The following is a 21722-nucleotide window of genomic DNA, read 5'->3' as shown; positions in this document are numbered from 1 at the left end:
GGCTCATGCTGCCTCCGGTGTCGCGGGTTGCGGTTCGACCGGCAGTTGCAGGCAGAAGCTGCTGCCGCCACCGGCACGCGGACGCAGCAGCAGTTGAGCCCCGTGCGCCTGGGCGATGGCGCGACACACTGCCAGCCCCAGGCCCGTGCCGCGCCGACCCGCGCGGTCGCCGCGCACATAGGGCAGGAAGACGGCTTCGCGCTCGGCCTCGGGGACACCGGGGCCCCGGTCCTTGACACAGACATCCACACGTCCATCGCGCGACACCACCGACAGCTCCACTTCACCCTCGCTGTACTTGAGCGCGTTGTCGAGCAGGTTGGTCAGCAACTGGGATAGCAGCACGGCATCGGCCCGCACCAGGGGCAGCCCTTCAGGCACGCGCGAGCGGATGCGGCGCGCCGGATCGTGCTGGCGCACGCGGCCCAGCACCGCACCGACGATCTCCTCCAGCGATTCCCAGCCGAGCTGCAAAGCCTGACCCGGCTGGGCCAGGCGCAGCAGCTGCAGGGTGTTGTCGCTCATGCTGCTCAGGTAGTTCGCTTCATTGACGATGCTCTGCAGCAGGCGTGCCTGTGCTGCTGCATCGAGCCGCTCGCGCTGCGTCTGCAGGGACGAGGCCGCCGCGACGATGGCCGCCAGCGGTGTGCGCAGGTCGTGCGAGATGGCCGCCAGGAAAGTACTTTGCAGTTGCTGGCGATCGGCCTCGCTCTGCGCCACCTGCATGGCATGCCCCAGGCGCAAACGCCCCAGGGCCTGTGCCAGCAGGGCGCACAAGGCCTGTGCATGTTCGCGCCCGGCTTCATCGCTTGCCAGGGCCGGGCGCACGCACGCAGCCCCGAACACCTCGTCCTGGTCACGCAGCGGCAGGTACCAGGCCTCCAATCCGGGCCAGCGCCCGGTGCCCGGCCCCAGCACGGCGCGCTCCTTCATGCAGCTGCGCAGGCCGTCACGGACCTGCGGCTCCAGGTCGCCGTCGGGCGCAGGTTCCCCCATGCCACCGGCCAGGACCAGCTGGCAAGGGCCGGCAAAGGCGGCGCCCAGTGCCACCTGTCCAAGTTGCCATACGTCCGTCGGCTGTGTAGCAGTCACCAGCTCACCCGCCAGCGTCTGCAACTGGCGCGCCCGCTGCTCGTTGACCCGTGCGATCTCCGTTTCACGCCGCAAGCCACTGGCCAGCCGGCTGATGACCAGTGCCACCACCAGCATAACCGCCAGCGCGATGAAGTGCTCGCGACTCTCGACATCAAAGGTCCAGCGCGGCGGCACGAAAAAGAAGTTCAGGGCGATGACAGCCCCCACGGCACAGGCCAGCGACGCCTGCCAGGCCAAGCGGTAAGCTGCGATCACGACCGCCAGCACATAGATCATGGCCTGGCTGGTCAGCGAAACCTGCGCATCCAGCACCCAGCCCAGCAGCGTGGCGAGCGCCAGCAGGCCGGCAACGGTGAGCCATGGCCGGAGCGGGGCAGGGACAGGGTGCGGGTCCATGGCAGCCAGCGTACCACCCGTGCCATCAGGAAAGCATCAGGATAGTCTGCTGGAGGTATGGGTCGGCAGCATGCAATAGCCTTACGTGTGGGCCTAGTTCTCTCGACGTATTGGCTGCTGGCACGGCTTGGGCTAGGCTATGGCTGTCTTGAAAATACTTCTTCAGCACAGCCATGACCTCAGCCCTCACCCTCGAATCCACCGCCGCCCATATCCTGCGTCACATGCCGGAGGCGCTGATCTTCTGTGACCTCGAAGGCATCATCCGCGTCTGGAACGGCGGCGCCGAGAAGGTATTCGGCTGGACTGCAGCCGAAGCCGTGGGCCAGAGCCTGGACCTCATCATCCCCGAACGCATGCGCAAGGCACACTGGGACGGTTTCAACCAGGCGCTGGAGCGCGGCGGCGTCAAACCCGGGCGCACCTCGATGATCACGCGCTCGCTGCACAAAAGCGTGGAGTTCATCTACGTGGACATGAGCTTCGAGATGGTGCGCAATGAGGCCGGCCAGATGCTGGGCTCGCTGGCCGTGGCGCGTGACGCCACCAAACGCTTCAACGACGAGAAGGCCCTGCGCAAGCAGCTGGCCGACCTGACGGCGCCCAAGCCGTCGGCCTGAGTCCGTGGCCACCGCCCTGCCCGGCTTCGACGCCCCGGCCGTGGGCTTCGAGGCACCCTACGAGATGCTGGAAGCCTGCCACGAGCGTGTGCAGCGCAGCCTGGACCTGCTGGGGCGCCTGGTCGACTACATCGCCGACAAGGGCCACGACGCCCAGACGCGTTCGGCAGCGGCCGACGTGCTGCGCTACTTCGATCTCGCCGCACCGCTGCACCACCAGGACGAGGAGCAACACGTCTTCCCCCTGCTGCTGGCACAGGGCGACGCCCCCTTGCGCGCCATTGTCCAGCGCCTGCAGGCCGATCACCGGCAGATGGAAACACGATGGGCCGTGGTGCGCGAGGCGCTGCTGCGCTGGCGCGAGCCCGCTTGCCAGGAGCCTGTCCCGGCCGACATCCGCACCGCCATCGCGCAATTCCGCAGCGTGTACGCAGGCCATATCGAGGCCGAGGAAGGACTGGTGTTTCCCGCCGCGCGTGCCGCCATGAGCGAGGCCACACAGGCGGCCATGGGCGCCGAGATGCAGGCCCGGCGCCGGGCCTGAACCCGTTTCAGGCTGGCAAACGGAAGCGTGCCACCTGGTCCGCCAGGTACCGCGCCTGGTCGTTCAGGGTATTGGCCGTGCCCACGGTCTCCTGCACCAGGGCGGCGTTCTGCTGGGTCATGCGGTCCAGTTCCTGGATGGCCTCGCCCACCTGGCCGATGCCCACCCGCTCCTCACGCGCGCTGATCGCGATCGAGGCCAGCAGCTCGCTGACGCGCCGGGCCGAAGCCACGATCTCCTCGATGGTGGTACCGGCGCGCTGCACCACACTGGCGCCGATGGACACCTGCTCGACGCTGCCGCCGATCAACGCCTTGATCTCGCGCGCCGCTTCAGCGCTGCGCTGCGCCAGCATGCGCACCTCGCCGGCCACCACGGCAAAACCCTTACCCTGCTCCCCGGCGCGCGCCGCCTCCACCGCGGCGTTGAGCGCCAGGATATTGGTCTGGAAGGCAATGCCGTCGATGGTGCCGATGATCTCGGCGATCTGGGCCGAGGATTGGCGGATGCGCTCCATGGTGCTCACCACCTCCTGCATGATGCGCCCGCCCTGGACGGCGGCCTCGGCGTTGTGCCGAGCTTCACCCGAAGCCTCTTCGGTGTGCGACTGCGTGGTCTTGACGGTGGCCGAGATCTGCTCCATCGACGCGGCCGACTCCTCCAGGCTGGCGGCGGCCTGCTCGGTACGCGCGGAAAGGTCGGTGGCGCCATGGGCCGACTCGGTGCTGGAGCGCACGATCTCGTCGCTGGCGTGGCGCACCTGCACCACCATGTCGCGCAGCGAATCCTGCATGTGGCGCAGCTCGATCATCAGCTGGGCCGCTTCGTCACGACCCCAGGGTGAGGGGGTGGTGGTCAGGTCACCGCTGGTCATGGCGCGCAGGTGGCGGCGGGTTTCACGCAGACCACCGTCCATCACCCGGTAGAAGCAGAAAAAAAGATAGGCGGCGAACAGCAGGGCAAACAAGGTGACACCCGCGTCGAGCAGCACCTGCTGCCTGAGCTCGTTCTGCACGTCGTTGACGTAGATGCCCGAACCGATCACCCAGCCCCAGGGCTCGAAGCCCATCACATACGAGATCTTGTCCACGGGACGGCTCTCGCCCGGCTTGGGCCACTGGTAGGCGACAAAACCCTTGCCATCGGCGCGCACCTTGGCGACGAAAGCCTGGAACAGCCGCAGGCCATTCGGATCCTTGAGGTCCGACACGTCCTGACCGTTGAGCTCGGGCTTGATCGGGTGCATCACGACACGCGGTTGCATGTCGTTGATCCAGAAATACTCCTCGCGTTCGTAACGCAGCCGGCTGACCGAATCACGTGCCAGTTCCTGGGCCTGTTCCCGGCTGAGCTTTCCAGCCTGCTCCTGGGCTTGCGCCCAGACCAGCAGCCCGTGCGCGATCTCGACGTGCTGGCGTGTCGCGGTCTCGCGGTCGCGCATGGTCTTGAGGTACTGGTTGCTGATCTGGAAACCCAGCATGGCCAGCAGCGGCAGCACGAAGGCCAGCGAAATCACCAGGGCCTTGGACATGAAGCGCATCTGGCGGAACAGCCGAACGCCCGGGGCCCAGAAGCCGTGGTAGGTGAAGAATCCTTCGTGACCGGCGCGCACCTTCGTCGGCATGGGGCGCGTGGCCAGCATCGCACTGTTGCTCATCCAGGCAACTCCTCTAGATTGATTTGTTTGTTGTGGGAATCGCAGCGCGCGACAACACAGAAAAAATTATCGGCGCACCCGGTGGCCCATGGAGAGGTCCACGCGGTGCGCGCTCAAATATTCTCAGGAGTCGACAACTAGTGCCGCCGCTTGGCGACGAGCCCAGGGCCGGTCGATGCGTGGATGCGACATGCATACCCCGGCGGGCATGCGATGGCTTGTGAAAAGTAAGCATGCATGGTATGCATGCTTATGAATGACCGCGACAGCAGAGCGTGGAGGTCAGTCGCGCACGACGAAGACCGACAGGTGCGCATGCGAAAGAACGCGCTGCGCCACGCTGCCCAGCACGATCTTCTCCACCCCACGGCGGCCGTGCGAGCCCATGACGATGAGGTCGGCGCCCAGCGTCTTGGCGGTGTCGAGGATGCCGCGCCAGGCGGCATGCGCCTCGATCACCTGGGTGGTCACCGGCACACCGGCCTGGGCCAGCGTAGCCTGCGCCGCCTCGGTGGCCTCTTTCGCCTCGGCCGTGGCCGCGCTCAGGTACTCGGCCTGGCCGTAGGCGAAATCGCTGCCCAGGCCGGTGAAGGGATAGGGATCGATCACGTAGATGGCCGTGACCTGGCTGCCGAAAGCCTGGGCCAGGCCGGCGGCCTTCTGAACCGCTTTCTGTGCGGTCTCGGACCCGTCGACGGGCACCAAGATGTGCTTGAACATGGCTCGTCTCCTTGCTGGGTGTCAGGGGGCAACGTCTTCGCCCTGGAAGGCGCCGGCGCGCAGCGTGATGACCAGCGTATCACGGTAGGCCGGCTGCGCCACCGGCTGGATGGGCGTGGTCTCGTGGATCACACGTGCATCGTCCAGCAGCAGCAGGGACCAGGGTTCACTCAGCGTGAAGCGCTGGCCATTCGGACCGGCCGCCTCGAACACACGGGTCTCCCCGCCCTTGACACCGCGCCGCTGCACCAGAAACACGGCCACCAGGTCCACGCCATCGCGGTGTGCGCCTTCGGGCGTGGGCCGGCCGATGCCGTCGGTGGTGTCGATGCGGAAGGGGTGCGCCTCGATGTACCAGGGCTGTCGCCCCTTGAGCGCCGAGGCCACCTGCCCCAGCCAGCGCAGCAGCTGCGCCCAGGCGGGGTTCGCCACCATGGCCGGCGCCATCGGCTCGAACAGGCGCTGCATGCCGCCGTGCAGGGCGTTGTACTCCAGCGGCTGCCAGTGCGCGCGGTGCGGCACCTGGGTGAGCTGCTCACCATCGAGCACGAAACAGGAGTGGCGCCGGCGCCGGTAACGGCCGCCGTCCTTCAGGAAGGCGTCGGGCGGCAGCTCGTCCCAGTAGGGGCGCAGGGCCAGGAGGTCTTCCAGGCGGCAGCCGCTGAGGGCGCAGACCGCGGCAGCGTCGAGCACGGCATGGCCCTGCTGCTGCAGGGTGCTATCCAGGGCCGCCGGTGCCACGACCGGGGGCAAAAACAAGGGGCTGGTCATGACAGGCATTGTGCCTGCCGTGACCAGCCCCTTGCGGGAGCCGGGGGCCGGGGGCCGGGGGCCGGGATCAGCAGCCGCTGATATCCGGTGTCGAGACCGTCGGCGCGCCGTTGGCGACCGGCGCCCAGGTATAGGTGAACTGGCAGTTGGCGGGGGTCGTCGCGCCAGGGGACTGGACCGTCATCACGTCACCTGCGAACGTGACTGTGTAGTCGGCCCCCAGTTGCGCAGCAGCCTGGATGCCGCCAGCCGCAGCCGTGGGGTAGGCAAAAGCTGTCAGCACGTTCTGGCCGTCCATGACGATGCCAACGGTAGCACCGGCAGCCACGTTGCAGCCGCCGGCCATCAGGAAGGTGGTGGAGCCCGTGCCGGTCTGGGTGATGCACAAGGCTTTGGCCAGGGCGGCGGCCGACCGGACGCTACCAGCGGCAGCCTGCAGTTTGGCTGCACGGGCATCCGACTGCAGGGCGATGTAACGCGGCAGCGCGATGGCGGCCAGGATGGCGATGATGGTGATCACGATGACCAGTTCGATCAGCGTGAAACCGCGGTTGAGCTTTTTCATGGGAACTCCAGGTTCATGAAGAATGATGAAGAGATTGTGCGCCCATCAGGCCGGTCAGTACAAATTTGATAGCAAAAAAGCGGCCTCTGGCGTGACTTATTTGACACCTTCCCCGTCTCGCACCAGCGACGGCAGGGCGGTGCCGCAGTGCAGGCAGTAATGCGCCTCGGGCGCATGGCCTTCTTTCAGGCACTCGGGGCAGGTGCGCGAGACCGGCTGGCTGCCCAGGCGGCGCGCCGTCATTTCGGCGGTGACGATGCCGGTGGGCACGGCCAGCGTGCCCCAGCCCAGCAGCATCATGAAGGAGGCGATGAAACGGCCCAGATCGGTCTTGGGCGTGATGTCGCCGAAACCCACGGTGGTCATGGTGGTGATGGCCCAGTAGACGGCGGTGGGGATGCTGGTGAAGCCGTTGGCCTGCCCCTCGACCACGTACATCAGCGTACCCATCACCACCACGATCATCATGACCGCCGAGATGAAGACCAGCACCTTGCGCCGGCTCGCGCGCAGCGCGGCACCCAGGGCCTGGAACTCGGCCAGGTAGGCGGTGAGCTTGAAGATGCGGAACACCCGCAGCAGCCGCAGCACACGCACGTCGATCAGCGCGTGCACCTCGGGCACCAGCAGGGCCAGCCAGGTGGGCAGCAGGGCCAGCAGGTCGATGACACCGTAGAAGCTCAGGGCGTAACGCAGGGGCTGGCGCACGCAGGCCAGACGCGCCAGGTACTCCACGGTGAACAGCGCGGTGAACAGCCACTCGGTGCGGTAGAGAATGTCGCGCTGGCCGGCGGGCAGGCCCGGCAGGCTGTCGAGCACCACGGCCAGCACGCTGGCCAGGATGAGGACGATGAGCCAGATGTCGAACAGCCGGCCGGCGCGGGTATCGGATTCGAAGATGACGGTGTAGAGCGTCAGACGCCAGCCGGTCTGCGGGCGGCCTGGCTCCTGCGTCGGGTCGGAATGGGAGGCGGAGGTACTCATGGTGCGGGCGCTGCTGCTGTGGGAACTGGGGTATTCTCCTCGCCTCCCGGCCACGGCCTTTCAGGAGCCCCGATCTCATGCGCACCACCCCGCCAACCCTGCTCACCCCGCTGCAGGCCGAGTTCGACGCGCTGCGCCGCGGCGCCACCAGCCCCGGCGCGTTCAGCCTGCACGCACGGGCGCAGGCCGAGCTGCTGGTCGCGCTGCCACCGCGCTACACCGAGGTGCTGCTGGGCCTGCTGGACCGGCTGGAGTCGAGTGCGCTGTTTGCCGAGGAAAGCTGCTCCTTCAGTCAGCAGGATCTTCTCGACAGCCTGCAACTCTGGCTGGACAAGGCGGCCCTGCAGTTGCCGGCCTGAGCCGGCTCCGGGTAAACCCTCAACCCTCGGGCCTGCATGCGCACCCGCCCACGGCATGCACCCGGGCAGGAAATCCCGTATAAAAGCCCATGGACCGGCATCACCCGGTCATGCAGGCCACACACGTAAGGAGGCACACGATGGCGAAACTCAACATCAACGGCAAGGACCTTGAATTCGATGCCGCGCCCGACACCCCCTTGCTGTGGGTGCTGCGCGAGCAACTGGACCTGACCGGCACCAAATACGGCTGCGGCGTGGCCCAGTGCGGCGCCTGCACCGTGCACATCGACGGGGCCGCCGTGCGCAGCTGCGTGATGCCGCTGCGCGCCGTCAAGGCGGCGCAGAAGGTCGTGACCATCGAGGGCCTGTCGCGCAACGGCACGCACCCGGTGCAGCGCGCCTGGCAGGCGCTGGATGTGCCGCAGTGCGGCTTCTGCCAGAGCGGCATGATCATGGCGGTATCCGCCCTGCTCAAGACCAAACCCAATCCGAGCGATGCCGACATCGACGCGGCGGTCACCAACATCTGCCGTTGCGGCACCTACAACCGCGTGCGCGCGGCCATCCACGTGGCAGCCCGCGGGAGCGGCGCCCGCAAGGCCGAGCTGAACACCCAGCCCACCGAAGGGAGCGCAACATGAGCAGCCCCGTCCTGAACCCCGAACTCTCGCGCCGCGGTTTCCTGGCCAGCACGGGTGCTGCTGCCGGCGGCCTGGTGGTGAGCTTCCACCTGCCGCTGGCGCAGGCCGCCAATGCCCCGCCCGAGATCAACGCCTGGGTGGTGGTCAAACCCGACGACACGGTGGTCATCCGCATAGCCCGCTCCGAGATGGGCCAGGGCACGCTGACCGGCCTGGCCCAGCTGGTGGCCGAGGAACTGGAATGCAGCTGGGCACGGGTCACCACCGAGTACCCGACGCCGGGCCAGAACCTGGCACGCAAGCGCATCTGGGGCAATTTCGCCACCGGCGGCAGCCGTGGCATCCGCGAGTCGCATGACTACGTGCGCAAGGGCGGTGCCATCGCACGCGTGATGCTGGTGCAGGCCGCAGCCAATGCCTGGGGCGTGCCGGCGGCCGAATGCAGCGCGAGCGCGGGCGTGATCACGCACACGCCCACGGGACGGCGCACCATCTACGGCCGGGTCGCCGCTGCTGCCGGGCAGCTCACCGCACCCGATCCGGCCAGCATCGTGCTCAAGGACCCTTCGACCTGGCAGATCGCCGGCCAGCGCCTCATGCGCCTGGACACCTATCGCAAGACGACCGGCGCGCAGGACTACGGCATCGACCTGAAACTGCCGGGCATGCTCAACGCCGCCATCAAGGACTGCCCGGTCTTCGGCGGCAAGGTCAAGAGCTTCAATGGCGCAGCCATCATGCGACGCCTGGGCGTGAAAAAAGTGGTGCAGGTCGGCCCCAGCGCCGTGGCCGTGGTGGCCACCACCTGGTGGGGCGCCAAGACCGCGCTGGACGCGCTGGTCATCGAATGGGACTACGGCCCCAACGCCGCGGTCTCGCAGGCCGACATCCGGGCCATGGTGCAGGGCGGACTGGACCCGGCTGTGCCCGCCACCTCGGTGGGCAACAGCAACGGCGACGCTGCGGCCGCCATCAGCGCTGCCGCGCGCAAGATCGAGGCGGTCTACCACTACCCCTACCAGAACCACGCCTGCATGGAGCCCATGAACGCGACGGCGCGCTGGACGCCTGAGCGCTGCGAGGTCTGGGTGCCCACGCAGAATGGCGAGGCGGCGCTGGCCGCCGCCGCCGAGGCCTCGGGCCTGCCGGCCACGCAATGCGAGGTCTACAAGCAGCTACTGGGCGGCGGTTTCGGGCGGCGCGGCCGCAGCGACTTCGTCACGCAAGCCGTGCTGCTCGCCAAAAGCATGCCGGGCACGCCGATCAAGCTGATCTGGTCGCGCGAAGAAGACATGCAGCACTGCTTCTACCACCCGATCACGAGCGCCAGGCTCACCGCAGGGCTGGATGCGGACGGCAACATCAGCGGCCTGCACATGCGCATTTCGGGCCAGTCCATCCTGGCCACGGTGGCGCCGCAGGCCATGCGCGACGGCAAGGACATGGTGGTCTACCAGGGCCTCAGCCCCTCGGGCCCCGAGGCCTCCATCGGCTACAGCTTCCCCCACCTGCTGATCGACCACGCCATGCGCAACCCGCATGTGCCGGCCGGCTTCTGGCGCGGTGTGAACCTGAACCAGAACACGATCTACCTCGAGTGTTTCCTCGACGAGATCGCGCATGCGACCGGGCAGGACCCGCTGGCCCTGCGCCGCAAGCTCATGGCCAATCACCCCAAGCACCTGGCCGTGCTCAATGCCGTGGCCGCGCGCGTGGGCTGGGACACCCCGGCGCCGGCCGGCATTTACCGCGGCCTGGCGCAGACCATGGGCTTTGGCAGTTATGTGGCGGCCTGCGCCGAAGTCTCGGTCAGCGCCGAGGGCAAGCTCAAGATCCACCGCATCGTGGCGGCCACCGACTGTGGCCATGCGGTGAACCCGCAGCAGATCGAGGCGCAGGTGGAAGGCTCCTTCGTCTATGGCCTGTCGGCCGCGCTGTTTGGTGAGATCACCGTCAAGGACGGTGCCGTGGAGCAGAAGAACTTCGACAGCTACCCCGTGCTGCGCCTGGCCGAGATGCCGCCGGTGGAGACCATCGTCATGCCTTCGGGCGGCTTCTGGGGCGGTGTGGGCGAACCCACCATCGCGGTGGCCGCGCCGGCCGTGCTCAATGCCATCTTTGCCGCCACCGGCAAGCGCATCCGCGAACTGCCGATCAAGAGCCAGGACCTGCGGCGCGCCTGAGCCCCGGCCATGAGACTGCTGTTCGCCGCCGCCCTGCTGGCCCTGCCCCTGGCGGGCGGGGCCGTCACCGTGGTGGGCGATGGCATCCCCTCAGCACTCGAAGGCGCGCTGGGCGATGCGACGCGCGGGCGTGCCATCGTCGCCAGCCGCCAGACCGGCCTGTGCCTCTTGTGCCACGGCGGGCCGATCCCCGAGGAACGGTTCCAGGGCAATCTGGCACCCGATCTCGCGGGCGCCGGCCAGCGCTGGACGCCGGCCCAATTGCGCCTGCGCCTGGTGGACCCGCGCCGCCTCAACCCCGACAGCATCATGCCGGCCTATTACCGCAGCGTCGGCCTGACGCGTGTGGGCCGGGCCTGGGAAGGCAAGACCCTGCTCAGCGCCCAGCAGCTCGAAGACGTGGTGGCCTACCTCTCCACGCTGAAAGAATGAGATGGACACAACCACCACACGCCGCCAGTTGCTGCACACCGGCGCCGGCCTGGGCGGCTGGCTGCTGCTGCGCCCGGCCCAGGCCGCCGACCAGCTCGACGAGGCCATCCGCGCCTGGACCGGCGGCGCGCCGGTGCAGAACGGGCGCGTGAAGCTGGACATCGCGCCCTTGGTGGACAACGGCAACACCGTGCCGCTGGCCGTGCAGGTGGACAGCCCCATGACGGCGGCCGACCATGTGGTGGCCATCGCCGTCTTCAACCAGCGCAACCCGCAGGCCGATGTGCTGCGTTTCACGCTGGGCCCGCGCGCCGGCCGTGCCAGCGTGGCCACCCGCATCCGCCTGGCCACCACACAGAAGCTCGGCGCCGTGGCGCGTCTGAGTGACGGCAGCTACTGGCAACACACGGTGGAAGTCATCGTCACGCTGGCGGCCTGCCTGGAGGAGCTGGAATGAGTGCCCGCACCCTCATCAAGGTGCCCAGGACCGCCCGCCGCGGCGAGGTCATCGAGATCAGCACCATCATCGGCCACCCGATGGAGTCGGGTTTTCGTCCCGGCGCCGACGGGCAGCGCCTGCCGCGCAACATCATCGAGCGCTTCAGCTGCCACTACAACGGCGAGCTGGTGTTCAGCGCCGAACTCTCGGCGGCCATCGCCGCCAACCCGCTGATCGCCTTCCACACCGTGGCCACGGCCAGCGGCACGCTGCGTTTCAGCTGGGAAGGCGAGCAGGGCTTCCGTCACAGCGAGAGCGTGGCGATCAGCGTCACATGAGGTGGCGCTGCCATTTCCTTGCGCTCCTGCTGCTGGCACCCTCACTGCACGCGCAGATCCCCGAGGCACAACGCCGCTCCGACTTCGAGTTCATGGGGCCGGATGTGCAGGCCATGCAGCGCGATGATGCGCGCAACCCGGCCATGCTCTGGGTCCAGCAGGGCGCGCAGCTGTGGCAGCAGAAGGCCGGTAGCAGCGCCAGGTCCTGCGCCAGCTGCCATGGTGACGTGAGCAGCCTGCGTGGCGTGGCGGCGCGTTACCCGGCCTTCGACACGCCCACGCGGGGGCCCATCAACCTGGCACAGCGCATCAACCGCTGCCGGCAGTCGCAACAGCAGGCCACGCCCTGGAAGCTGGAGAGCGAGGAACTGCTGGCCCTGGAAAGCCTGGTGGCGCTGCAGTCGCGCGGCCAGCCCATGGCCCCGCCCGCGGATGTGCGCCTGCAGCCGCACCTGGAGCGCGGCCGCCAGCTGTACGCGCAACGCCTGGGACAGCTCGACCTCTCCTGTGCGTTGTGCCATGACCAGCGCTGGGGCCAGCGCCTGGGCGGCACGACCATCCCGCAGGGCCATCCCACCAGCTATCCGCAGTACCGGCTCGAATGGCAGGGACTGGGTTCGCTGCAGCGGCGGCTGCGCAACTGCCTGAGCGGCGTGCGCGCCCAGCCCTGGCCGCTGGGCGCCACCGAACTGGTGGAACTGGAACTTTTCCTCAGTGATCGCGCCCGCGGCCTGCCGCTGGAGGCCCCGGGCGTCAGACCCTGATCCATGCGCCACCCGAATCGCGGTATATATAGGCCATGCGTTTGCCACGGTTCCAGCAGTCCAGCCTCAAGACCCGGGTAGTGCTGGCCGTCGCCCTGCTTTTTGTCGTCTTCGCCAGCCTGCTCACCTGGTTGACGTTGCGCCACTTCGACCAGAGCTTTCGCCAGAACTTCTACCAGCAGCAGTTCGTGCTGGCCAGCACCCTGGCCAACACCATCGACGACAAGCTGCGCCAGAGCCAGGACATGTTGACGCAGGTGGCTGGGCAACTACCGCCACAGGCATTGCAGAACCCGCAGCGGGCGCAGGAGTTCCTGGACCAGAAAACCGCCCTGAAGACGCTCTTCACCAACGGGCTTCTGCTGATCGACGCGCAGGGGCGCGTCGTGGCCGAATCGCCCTACATTCCCGGTCGACGCGGACGCGATGTATCCGGCCTGGAAGTCTTCAAGGTGGTGACCGAAACCCGCCAGCCTTATATTTCCAAACCCTTCGCCTCGGTCCGGGCCATGGGACGACCTGTCATCACCATGGCCCTGCCGCTGTTCAATGCCCAGGGCGCCATGGTCGGCCGGCTGCATGGCAGCATCGAGCTGCTGGGGCGCAACTTCCTCTCCGATCTCAATGACTTCAAGCTCGGCCAGACCGGCTATGTTTCGCTGTTCACCAGGGACCGGATCTTCATCTCCAACCGCAATCCCACGCGCATCCTCCAGCCCATCGTCCTGCCGGGACTCAACCCGCTGGTGGACCGTGCGGTCGGGGGTTTCGAAGGCAGCGATACCGTCGTCAATTCGCGTGGCGTCGAGCTGATCACCAGTTTCAAGCACCTGCGCACCGTACCCTGGATCCTCAGCCTGAACCTGCCGCTCGACGAGGCCGCTGAACCGCTGCAGCAGGCACGCAACTTCCTGCTGCTGGCCATCGCTGCAGGCACCACCCTGGTCGTCATTCTGATCTGGCTGCTCATGCGCAAGGCACTGGCCCCCCTGGAGGTGCTGACCCAGCACGTACGCGATCTGCCCCGCAAGCAGGGCACCGACCGACGCCTGGCCTTGAGCCGCGATGACGAGATCGGCACCCTGGTGCAGTCCTTCAACACCATGGTCGAGGACCTGGACCAGCAGCGCCAGATCCTGCAGGAAAGCGAAGCACGCTTTCGCAGCCTGGCCCAGATGTCGACCGACTGGTTCTGGGAACAGGACGAGTTGTATCGTTTCACCCAGGTCTCGCAGGGTTTCAGGAACTCGGACATGGCGGCGCAGCTGGGCAAGACACGCTGGGAGCAGGCCATCGTTGCACCCGGCCCGCAGGAGTGGGAACTGCACCGCCAGTTGCTCGACCGTCGCGAACCCTTCAGCAACTTCATCTACCAGCTACGGGACAGCCATGGCCGGGTACGCACCCTGACCATCAGCGGCACGCCCATCTTCGACGAACAGGGTGTGTTCCGCGGCTACCGCGGTGTGGGCTCCGACATCAGCGATCGCCGGGCCGCCGAACAGCGCATCGAATACCTGGCCTACCACGATGCGCTGACCGGCCTGCCCAACCGCCTGCTGGTGCAGGACCGCTTCGAGCAGGCCATGGCGCAGGCAGAACGCAGCAACACCAAGGTGGCGCTGGTCTACCTGGACCTGGACAACTTCAAGACCATCAACGACACCCTGGGCCACGCGGCCGGCGACGAGTTCCTGAAGGAGGTGGCGCGGCGCCTGCGCGCCTGTGTGCGCGACAGCGACACCATCAGCCGCCAGGGTGGCGACGAATTCCTGCTGGTGCTGCGCGATCTGCCCGACACCGAGATCGTCTCGACCGTCGTCATCAAGATCATGGAAAGGCTGCAGGAGCCCCTGCGCCTGGACACGCAGGAGCTGTCCTCCTCCGCCTCCATCGGTGTGGCCATCGGCCCGGACGACGGGCTCGATTTCGAGACCCTGCGCAAGAAGGCCGACCTCGCCATGTACCGCTCCAAGGAGTCCGGCCGCAACGCCTGGCACTTCTTCGACCCCACCATGGACGCCGAAGCCGGCGAGCACCTGCTCATGCGCAACGGTCTGCGCCGCGCACTGGAGCGCCAGGAGTTCGTGCTTTATTACCAGCCCCAGTACGAGCTGGCCAACGGTACCCTGATCGGGGTGGAGGCGCTGATCCGCTGGCAACACCCGGAACTGGGCCTGGTGGCGCCCGGGCGTTTCATCGGGGTGGCCGAGGAAAGCGGCCTGATCGTGCCGATGGGCGACTGGGTGCTGCGCCAGGCCTGCCAGCAGGCCGTGTCGTGGCAACGCGCTGGCCTGCCGACACTGAGCATGTCGGTCAACCTCTCGGCCATCCAGTTCAAGCGTGGCAATGTGGAGCAGTCGGTGGAACGGGCCTTGACCGAATCCGGCCTGGCCCCGGCGCTGCTGGAGCTGGAGCTGACCGAGTCCATCCTGATCCAGAACATCGAGAGCGTGCTCACCAGCGTGCGCCGGCTCAAGCAGCTGGGCGTGAAGCTGGCCATCGACGACTTCGGCACCGGCTACTCCAGCCTGTCCTATCTGAAGCGCCTGGACATCGACAAGCTCAAGATCGACCAGAGTTTCGTGCGCGATCTGGCCAACGATCCGGACGATGCGGCCATCGTGCGCGCCATCATCCAGATGGCACGCAGCCTGAACCTCCAGACCATCGCCGAAGGGGTGGAAACCGAAGAGATGCGCAGCCAGCTGCAGGCCTTCGGCTGCGATGCCGCCCAGGGCTACCTGTACTCGCGGCCGGTGCCGGCCCAGGACATCGAGCGCCTGCTCAGGCAGGCGCAGACGAACTAGAAGCTCTCCCAGTCGTCGCCACCAGCCGGTTTGCCGGCCGGGGCCAGCGCCGGCCGTGCGGCCGGTGCAGGTGCCGCAGCCACGCGACGCGGGGCCGCAGGCGCACGGGGGGCCGGCGGGCTGGAGCGCGGCGCTGAGACCGGAGCGCCAGCAGAAGACTGCGCCACCTTGAACACGCTGACCGCCTGCACCAGATCCTGGGCCTGGCTTTTCAGGCTGCTGGCCGCCGCCGCCATCTCTTCCACCAGCGCGGCATTCTGCTGCGTGGCCTGGTCGATCTGCGTGACGGCTTCGCCCACCTGCGACACGCCCTTGTTCTGCTCGCTGCTGGCTGCGCTGATCTCGCCCATGATGTCGGTCACGCGGCGGATGCTGGACACCACCTCGCTCATGGTGCTGCCGGCCCGGTCCACCAGGGCACTGCCCTGTTCCACCCGGCCCACGCTGTCGTTGATCAGGGTCTTGATCTCCTTGGCCGCTTCCGCGCTGCGGCCGGCCAGGCTGCGCACTTCAGAAGCCACCACGGCAAAACCGCGGCCCTGCTCACCGGCCCGTGCGGCTTCCACCGCGGCATTGAGCGCCAGGATGTTGGTCTGGAAGGCGATGCCGTCGATGACGCTGATGATGTCGGCAATCTTCTTGCTCGAATCATTGATGCCCTTCATGGTGTCCACCACCTGGGCCACGACTTCGCCGCCCTGCACCGCCACGGTGGACGCGCTTTGCGCCAGCTGGTTGGCCTGTTTGGCGTTGTCGGCGTTCTGCTTCACGGTGGAAGAGAGCTCTTCCATCGATGCAGCGGTTTCCTGCAGCGCGCTGGCCTGACTCTCGGTACGGGCGCTCAGGTCATGGTTGCCACTGGCAATTTCGGAACAGGCCACGTCCATGCTGCTGGCAGAACTGCGCACGGTGGCCACCGCCGCCGCCATGCGGTCGAGGGTGGTCTTGAGCGTCTGCGCCACCGGGGTGGATACCGGCACGCTGCCGACGCTGTCCAGGGCGATGCCCTCGGGCCGGTCCACGGCCGCCACCAGCTGGCCCAGTTCGACGCCCTGGCGCGCCGTGCGGCCCATGCTCACGGCCAGCACCACCTCCAGCGCCGTCTGGATCACCACGTACACGGCATGGATGACGACGATGCCGAAATTGGGCTGGGTCAGGCAGTACAGACCAAAACCGGCCGCCTGCAGGCGATCGAACAGGACGTGATGCACGGCAAAGGTCACGGCCGACAGCACGATGGGCCGCCAGTCCAGATAGACCAGCAGCAAGGCCAGGGTGACGAACACGCCGAAGTGGAGTTCGGTCATGCCGCGGGCCAGATCGATGTGCAAGGCGACAAAACAGGACTGGATGAAGGCCAGCGCCAGACTGGAGAGCAGGGTGCCCTTGCTGGTCGCGTAGACCCCCAGGGCCAGCAGCACGAGCACGATGGACGCACCCCAGGCCAGGCCCGATTCGATGAAGCTGAACCCGAGGATGACCGCAGCCACGGCGCTCAGGCCGATGGCCGCCAGCATGACCCGGTCGCCCAGCAGGGCCTGCGCCGACAACGAGGCGGCGGGAGTGGAAGATGGATGGCTCATGGAAAACGTGACTCCGTGGTTCTGGTCTGCCCCCTGCGATCCGTTAACACGGTCGCCGGCCTCTCGGCTCTGTTTTATGCCAGCGTACGCCCGTATACCCCTGGGAGTCAATGTCGATGCACCGAAATTGCATACACTTTTGTGAACTCTTGACGCCCATCAATTCATTTGTCGTGGACAGAGGGGTGAAGACCGGGAACTTTTCACACCCGGGGTTTATCATTCACCCAACGCCTGCCTTCGACCCGACCGTGCCCGTGTTGCGCCTCCTCCTGCTCGCCTTCATGATCGCCCTGCTGCCCCTGCGCGGCTGGGTCGGTGATGTCATGGCCATGGAGCGGGTCTCGCAGGCGCTGACCACGACGTCGGCCACTGCGGCTTCAGGCGACTGTCACGAGGCCATGGTCCCCCACGGCCAGGCTGACACCCAGCACGAGAGCCGTCAGCCGGCCGTCGCGCAGGATGCGGCCCACGCCAGCGGTGACTGTGGCAGCTGCACGGCCTGCCAGATCTGCCACTCGGTGGCGCTCGCCGGCCTGTCCATGGCGGCCCCGGCTGCAGCAAGCGCCACGCCTGCACCACAAACGCAGGCACGGCTGCACGCCAGCGTCGAGCGCGCCCCGGGCTTCAAGCCGCCCATTTCCTGACCCTCACACCCTAGGTGCGTCCGCAGCGGGCCACATACCGCTGGCTGCGTGCGCGTGACCTGTTTTCAGGCTGTGCAGGAGTCTTTTATGAAGTATTTTTCAGCGCTGCTGGCGCTGTCCGTGCCCCTCCTCGGAGGTGCGCAGACCGTGCAGCAGCCATCCCCCGCGGTGGCCAGACCGGCGACCGCTACGCCCCCCGTGCCCTATCAGCCCATGGCCCCCACGGGTGCCAGCGCACGGGTCCTTGAACTCGAGGACTGGAAAGCAGCCAATGCCACCGTGGGCCAGTACCGGCGCGGCCACATGGACATCGTCAAGTGGGAGAAGGCGCAGCCGCCCGCCGTGACGACATCACAGGAGCCACCGCGATGACAGCCCATCCCATGCGACACCGTGCCCTGGCACTGGGTGTCCTGCTGCTGACGGGCTGTGCCACTCTGGAGCCCGACAAGAACCTGGCCGACGTGCAGCAGCTCACCGAGGGCCGCACCGCCGGCGTGGCCGTAGAGTTGCGCCGGCCCGCCCCGGACCAGGACGAGGCCACCGTAGCCCAATGGCTGGCCACACCGCTGAGCGCCGAGAACGCGGTACGCATCGCCCTGCTGGGCAGCCCGGGGGTACAGCAGGCGCTGCTGACCCTGGACCTCAGTGATGCCCTGCGTGTGCAGGCCGGCCGCCTGCCCAATCCGCATTTTTCACTGGGCGCATTCAGGGAAGGCGAACAGCGCGAGATCGAACGTGCGTTGAGCTTCGACCTCGTGGGCCTGCTTTTCCTGCCCTGGAAAAGCCAGTGGCAGAGCCGCCAGCACGAGCTGGCCAAGCTGCAGGCGGCGCAGGACATCGCGCGCCTGGCCACCGAGGTGCGCAAGGCCTGGATCAGCGCCGTGGCGGCCGAGCAGAGCGTGCGTTACCTGCGCGACGTGCAGGAGGCCGCAGAGGCCGGCGCCGAACTCGCGCGTCGCATGACCCGCGTGGGCAACTTCAGCAAACTGCAGCAGGCGCGCGAACAGCTGCTGGTGGCCGATGCCGCCGCGCAGCTGGCACGCGCACAGCAGCGCGCCTGGAGCGAACGCGAGAAACTCACGCGCCTGCTGGGGCTGGCCGGCACGCAGACGCAATTCACGCTGGCCGAACGTCTGCCCGATCTGCCGCCCCAGCCGATCGCACAGGACGACCTGGAAGCCCGTGCCCTGCGTGAACGCCTGGATGTGCGCTCGGCCGTCGCGGAAACGGCTTATGTCGCCGACTCCCTGGGTCTGGTGAAAACGGTGGGGTATCTCGACGGTCTGACGCTGAGCTACAAACGCGCCAGCACCGTGGATGGGACCGGCGCGCAGGAAGTCAAGCGCGGCTGGGAGGTGGAACTGGCGCTGCCCATCTTCGACTGGGGCAGCGCGCGCAACGCCCGCGCCGAGACCCTCTACCTGCAATCGGCCGTGCGCGTGCGCAACGTGGCCGTACAGGCCCGCAGCGAAGCACGCGAGGCCTACCTCGGCTGGCGCACCGCGTATGACCTGGCGCGCCACTATCGCGAGGAGGTGGTGCCGCTGCGCCGCTTCATCGGCGATGAGATGCTGCTGCGCTACAACGGCATGCTCTCCAGCGTCTGGGACCTGCTGGGCGAGATCCGCGCGCAGAGCCTGGCGGTGAACCAGGCGCTGGAGGCGCAGCGCGACTTCTGGCTGGCCGACGCCGACCTCCAACTCACCCTGACCACCACCTCTCCCGGCGCGCTCACGCAACTGCGTGGCGCCAGCACCAGCGCCGCTCCGGCCGCACAAGGACACTGAACATGAACCGACGCAATTTCTTCGCCGGCGCCGGCCTCACCGCGGTGGCCGCGGCCTCCGTCAGCAAGGTGGCGCTGGCCGCCCTGCCCGAGCCGGTGCTGATGGACAGCGCTGTCACCGCACCACCGCTTCACCCCGAGAACGGCCGACCCTACAACCCGGTGGTCACGCTCAACGGCTGGACCCTGCCCTGGCGCATGAACAGCGGAGTCAAGGAATTCCATCTGGTGGCCGAGCCCGTGGTGCGCGAGATCGCACCCGGCATGAAGGCGCACCTGTGGGGCTACAACGGCCAGAGCCCGGGACCGACCATCGAAGTGGTGGAAGGCGACCGCGTGCGCATCTTCGTCACCAACAAGCTGCCCGAGCACACCACCATCCACTGGCACGGCCAGCGCCTGCCCAATGGCATGGACGGCGTGGGCGGATTGAACCAGCCACAGATCCCGGTGGGCAAGACCTTTGCCTACGAATTCGTGGCCCGGCGGCCCGGCACCTTCATGTACCACCCGCATGCCGACGAGATGACGCAGATGGCCATGGGCATGATGGGTTTCTGGGTCACGCACCCGAAGGCGAAGAACCCGCTGATCGGCGAAGTGCAGCGCGACTTCTGCTTCCTGCTCAACGCCTTCGACATCGAACCCGGCAGTGCGACGCCGAAGATCAACACCATGCTGGACTTCAACCTCTGGACCTGGAACAGCCGTGCCTTCCCCGGCATCGACAGCCTGAACGTGCGGCTGGGCGACAAGGTGCGCATCCGCGTGGGCAACCTGACCATGACCAACCACCCCATCCACCTGCACGGCCACGAGTTCGTGGTCAGCGGCAGCGACGGCGGGCCCTGGCCCATGGGCGTGCGCGTGCCCGAGGTGACCACCGATGTGGCCGTGGGCCAGATGCGGCAGATAGAGTTCCTGGCCGACGAGGAAGGCGACTGGGCCTTCCACTGCCACAAGAGCCACCACACCATGAACCCCATGGGCCACAGCGTGCCCACCATGATCGGCGTCGACCACCGCGGCCTGGTGCAGAAGATCCAGAAGCTGGTGCCCGACTACATGGTGATGGGCGAACGCGGCATGGCCGACATGGGCGAGATGGAGATGCCCCTGCCCGACAACACCCTGCCCATGATGACCGGCACCGGCCCCTACGGCCCGATCGAGATGGGCGGCATGTTCACCACGCTCAAGGTGCGCAAGGGCCAGAAGGCGGGCGACTACAGCGATCCGGGCTGGTACCAGCAAGCCCCCGGCACCCAGGCCTATGAATGGAACGGCGCTACCCCGGCCACCCCGCGTGCCGCAGCGCCCGACAGCGGCGCGCCGGCCGTGGAGGTCAAGGCCATCAAACCCAAAGCACATGACGCACATCACTGAGGACACCATGAAGACACTTGCATTCATCATCAGCGCGGCCCTGCTGGCCGCCGGCTCCGCCCAGGCCCATGGTCCGAAGTCCCATACCAGCGCCGTGGTCATGGAACAGAAGGACTGGGGCATCGCCGGTACGGCCAGGAGCGTCCAGCGCACCATCACGCTGACCATGACGGACAACATGCGCTTCACCCCCGATCGCATCGAGGTCAAGCAGGGCGAGACCGTGCGCCTGCGCGTGCGCAACACGGGCAAGCTGCTGCACGAGCTGGTCATCGGCACGCCCAGGGAGCTCGCCGCCCATGCCGAACAGATGCTCAAGCACCCGAACATGGAGCACGATGAGCCCTACATGACCCACGTCGACCCCGGCAAGACCGGCGAGATCATCTGGACCTTCAACCGCGCCGGAGAATTCGAATTCGCCTGCCTGATTGCCGGCCACTTCCAGGCCGGCATGAAGGGCACCATCACCGTCCGCGCCAAATAGAGGAGAGAACCATGAACCGACGCAAACTTTTGCAGACCTACATTGCCCTGGCCGCTGGCACGCTGGCCGGCCTGGCCGCAGCCACACCGACCCGCCCCCTGATCGAAGTCTGGAAGACCCCTACCTGCGGCTGCTGCAAGGACTGGATCAAGCACCTGCAGGCCCAGGGCTTCGAGGTCAAGGCACACGATGTCAGCAACGCCGTCAAGAACGACTACCGCCGCCGCATCGGCCTGGAAGACAAATTTGGTTCCTGCCACACCGCGCTGGTGAACGGCTACGTGATCGAAGGCCATGTGCCGGCGCGCGAGATCCATCGCCTGCTCAAAGACAAACCCCGCGCCCTGGGCCTGGCCGTGCCCGGCATGCCCGTGGGCTCACCCGGCATGGACGGCCCGGAATACGATGGCCTGAAAGATCCCTACGACGTGCTGCTGGTGCAGCGCGGCGGCACGGCCACCGTCTTCCAGACCTATCGATGACAGCTCTTCCACCCCGGACGCAAA

The 21722-nt window shown here is 67.3% G+C and carries 23 protein-coding genes; 16 read left to right on the top strand and 7 right to left on the bottom strand.

The annotated features are described in order from the left end of the window. Window positions 1-3: 3 nt before the first annotated feature. Window positions 4-1491 carry a DUF4118 domain-containing protein gene (locus HTY51_RS02690; RefSeq protein WP_174251284.1) on the bottom strand — a complete coding sequence of 496 codons (1488 nt, stop codon included), beginning with the start codon at window positions 1489-1491 and terminating at the stop codon, window positions 4-6. A gap of 173 nt (window positions 1492-1664) precedes the next feature. Between HTY51_RS02690 and HTY51_RS02685 the strand changes: the two genes are divergently transcribed. Then, entirely contained in the window at window positions 1665-2111 is a 447-nt protein-coding gene (locus HTY51_RS02685) for a PAS domain S-box protein (RefSeq protein WP_174251283.1), read from the top strand. Window positions 2112-2115: 4 nt separating this feature from the next. Further along, window positions 2116-2655: a hemerythrin domain-containing protein gene (locus HTY51_RS02680; protein ID WP_371733849.1), complete on the top strand. Its 540-nt coding sequence runs from the start codon at window positions 2116-2118 to the stop codon at window positions 2653-2655. A gap of 7 nt (window positions 2656-2662) precedes the next feature. Here the strand turns inward: HTY51_RS02680 and HTY51_RS02675 are convergent, their stop codons facing one another. The 5 genes from HTY51_RS02675 to HTY51_RS02655 form a co-directional block, all read right to left on the bottom strand. Continuing rightward, complete coding sequence (locus HTY51_RS02675; protein ID WP_254606964.1) at window positions 2663-4312, bottom strand: methyl-accepting chemotaxis protein; 1650 nt, start codon at window positions 4310-4312, stop codon at window positions 2663-2665. A 282-nt stretch (window positions 4313-4594) separates the two neighbouring features. Next, window positions 4595-5032, bottom strand: coding sequence for a universal stress protein (locus HTY51_RS02670; protein WP_174251282.1), 438 nt, complete (start codon window positions 5030-5032; stop codon window positions 4595-4597). Between the two features lie 21 nt (window positions 5033-5053). Next, entirely contained in the window at window positions 5054-5803 is a 750-nt protein-coding gene (locus tag HTY51_RS02665; RefSeq protein WP_174251281.1) for a 2OG-Fe dioxygenase family protein, read from the bottom strand. A 67-nt stretch (window positions 5804-5870) separates the two neighbouring features. Beyond that, window positions 5871-6368, bottom strand: a complete 498-nt coding sequence (locus HTY51_RS18775) for a prepilin-type N-terminal cleavage/methylation domain-containing protein (protein ID WP_174251280.1) — start codon at window positions 6366-6368, stop codon at window positions 5871-5873. 96 nt (window positions 6369-6464) lie between these two features. Continuing rightward, window positions 6465-7352: an ion transporter gene (locus HTY51_RS02655; RefSeq protein WP_174251279.1), complete on the bottom strand. Its 888-nt coding sequence runs from the start codon at window positions 7350-7352 to the stop codon at window positions 6465-6467. 77 nt (window positions 7353-7429) lie between these two features. Here HTY51_RS02655 and HTY51_RS02650 point away from each other — a divergent pair, with 77 nt between their 5' ends. The 8 genes from HTY51_RS02650 (at window position 7430) to HTY51_RS02615 (ending at window position 15321) form a co-directional block, all read left to right on the top strand. Further along, window positions 7430-7711 (top strand): hypothetical protein, encoded by a 282-nt coding sequence (locus tag HTY51_RS02650; RefSeq protein ID WP_174251278.1) that lies wholly within the window; start codon window positions 7430-7432, stop codon window positions 7709-7711. A 140-nt stretch (window positions 7712-7851) separates the two neighbouring features. Further along, window positions 7852-8355, top strand: coding sequence for a (2Fe-2S)-binding protein (locus HTY51_RS02645; RefSeq protein WP_174251277.1), 504 nt, complete (start codon window positions 7852-7854; stop codon window positions 8353-8355). Next, complete coding sequence (locus tag HTY51_RS02640) at window positions 8352-10538, top strand: xanthine dehydrogenase family protein molybdopterin-binding subunit (RefSeq protein WP_174251276.1); 2187 nt, start codon at window positions 8352-8354, stop codon at window positions 10536-10538. Before HTY51_RS02645 ends, HTY51_RS02640 begins: the two co-directional genes overlap by 4 nt. Window positions 10539-10547: 9 nt before the next feature. Beyond that, window positions 10548-10970 carry a sulfur oxidation c-type cytochrome SoxX gene (gene soxX, locus HTY51_RS02635; RefSeq protein WP_174251275.1) on the top strand — a complete coding sequence of 141 codons (423 nt, stop codon included), beginning with the start codon at window positions 10548-10550 and terminating at the stop codon, window positions 10968-10970. A 1-nt stretch (window position 10971) separates the two neighbouring features. Beyond that, window positions 10972-11427, top strand: coding sequence for a SoxY-related AACIE arm protein (locus HTY51_RS02630; RefSeq protein ID WP_174251274.1), 456 nt, complete (start codon window positions 10972-10974; stop codon window positions 11425-11427). Continuing rightward, the gene (soxZ, locus tag HTY51_RS02625; protein ID WP_174251273.1) at window positions 11424-11747 is read left to right on the top strand and encodes a thiosulfate oxidation carrier complex protein SoxZ; all 324 of its coding nucleotides are present in this window, start codon (window positions 11424-11426) and stop codon (window positions 11745-11747) included. Before HTY51_RS02630 ends, soxZ begins: the two co-directional genes overlap by 4 nt. Beyond that, a complete protein-coding gene (gene soxA, locus HTY51_RS02620) occupies window positions 11744-12511 on the top strand; it encodes a sulfur oxidation c-type cytochrome SoxA (protein WP_174251272.1) in 768 nt (255 codons plus the stop codon). Before soxZ ends, soxA begins: the two co-directional genes overlap by 4 nt. A gap of 35 nt (window positions 12512-12546) precedes the next feature. Further along, entirely contained in the window at window positions 12547-15321 is a 2775-nt protein-coding gene (locus HTY51_RS02615) for an EAL domain-containing protein (protein WP_174251271.1), read from the top strand. On the opposite strand, the gene HTY51_RS18770 is transcribed toward HTY51_RS02615, so the two are convergent. Continuing rightward, window positions 15318-16907 (bottom strand): methyl-accepting chemotaxis protein, encoded by a 1590-nt coding sequence (locus tag HTY51_RS18770; protein WP_174251270.1) that lies wholly within the window; start codon window positions 16905-16907, stop codon window positions 15318-15320. The two genes, HTY51_RS02615 and HTY51_RS18770, sit on opposite strands and share 4 nt — an antisense overlap. Window positions 16908-17164: 257 nt before the next feature. Between HTY51_RS18770 and HTY51_RS02605 the strand changes: the two genes are divergently transcribed. From HTY51_RS02605 to HTY51_RS02580, 6 genes are all read left to right on the top strand, one after another. Next, window positions 17165-17554, top strand: coding sequence for a hypothetical protein (locus HTY51_RS02605; protein WP_174251269.1), 390 nt, complete (start codon window positions 17165-17167; stop codon window positions 17552-17554). Between the two features lie 87 nt (window positions 17555-17641). Continuing rightward, window positions 17642-17926 carry a hypothetical protein gene (locus tag HTY51_RS02600; protein ID WP_174251268.1) on the top strand — a complete coding sequence of 95 codons (285 nt, stop codon included), beginning with the start codon at window positions 17642-17644 and terminating at the stop codon, window positions 17924-17926. A gap of 11 nt (window positions 17927-17937) precedes the next feature. Then, window positions 17938-19344, top strand: a complete 1407-nt coding sequence (locus HTY51_RS02595; RefSeq protein ID WP_254606963.1) for a TolC family protein — start codon at window positions 17938-17940, stop codon at window positions 19342-19344. A 2-nt stretch (window positions 19345-19346) separates the two neighbouring features. Beyond that, window positions 19347-20729, top strand: a complete 1383-nt coding sequence (locus HTY51_RS02590) for a multicopper oxidase family protein (protein ID WP_174251266.1) — start codon at window positions 19347-19349, stop codon at window positions 20727-20729. 7 nt (window positions 20730-20736) lie between these two features. Next, a complete protein-coding gene (locus HTY51_RS02585) occupies window positions 20737-21216 on the top strand; it encodes a cupredoxin domain-containing protein (protein WP_174251265.1) in 480 nt (159 codons plus the stop codon). A gap of 11 nt (window positions 21217-21227) precedes the next feature. Continuing rightward, a complete protein-coding gene (locus HTY51_RS02580) occupies window positions 21228-21698 on the top strand; it encodes a DUF411 domain-containing protein (protein ID WP_174251264.1) in 471 nt (156 codons plus the stop codon). Window positions 21699-21722 lie beyond the last annotated feature (24 nt).

Source organism: Rhodoferax sp. BAB1, assembly GCF_013334205.1.
Classification (GTDB): domain Bacteria; phylum Pseudomonadota; class Gammaproteobacteria; order Burkholderiales; family Burkholderiaceae_C; genus Hylemonella.
The sequence above is the reverse complement of the archived record's forward strand: the minus strand, read 5'-3'. Positions and strand labels throughout refer to the sequence as shown.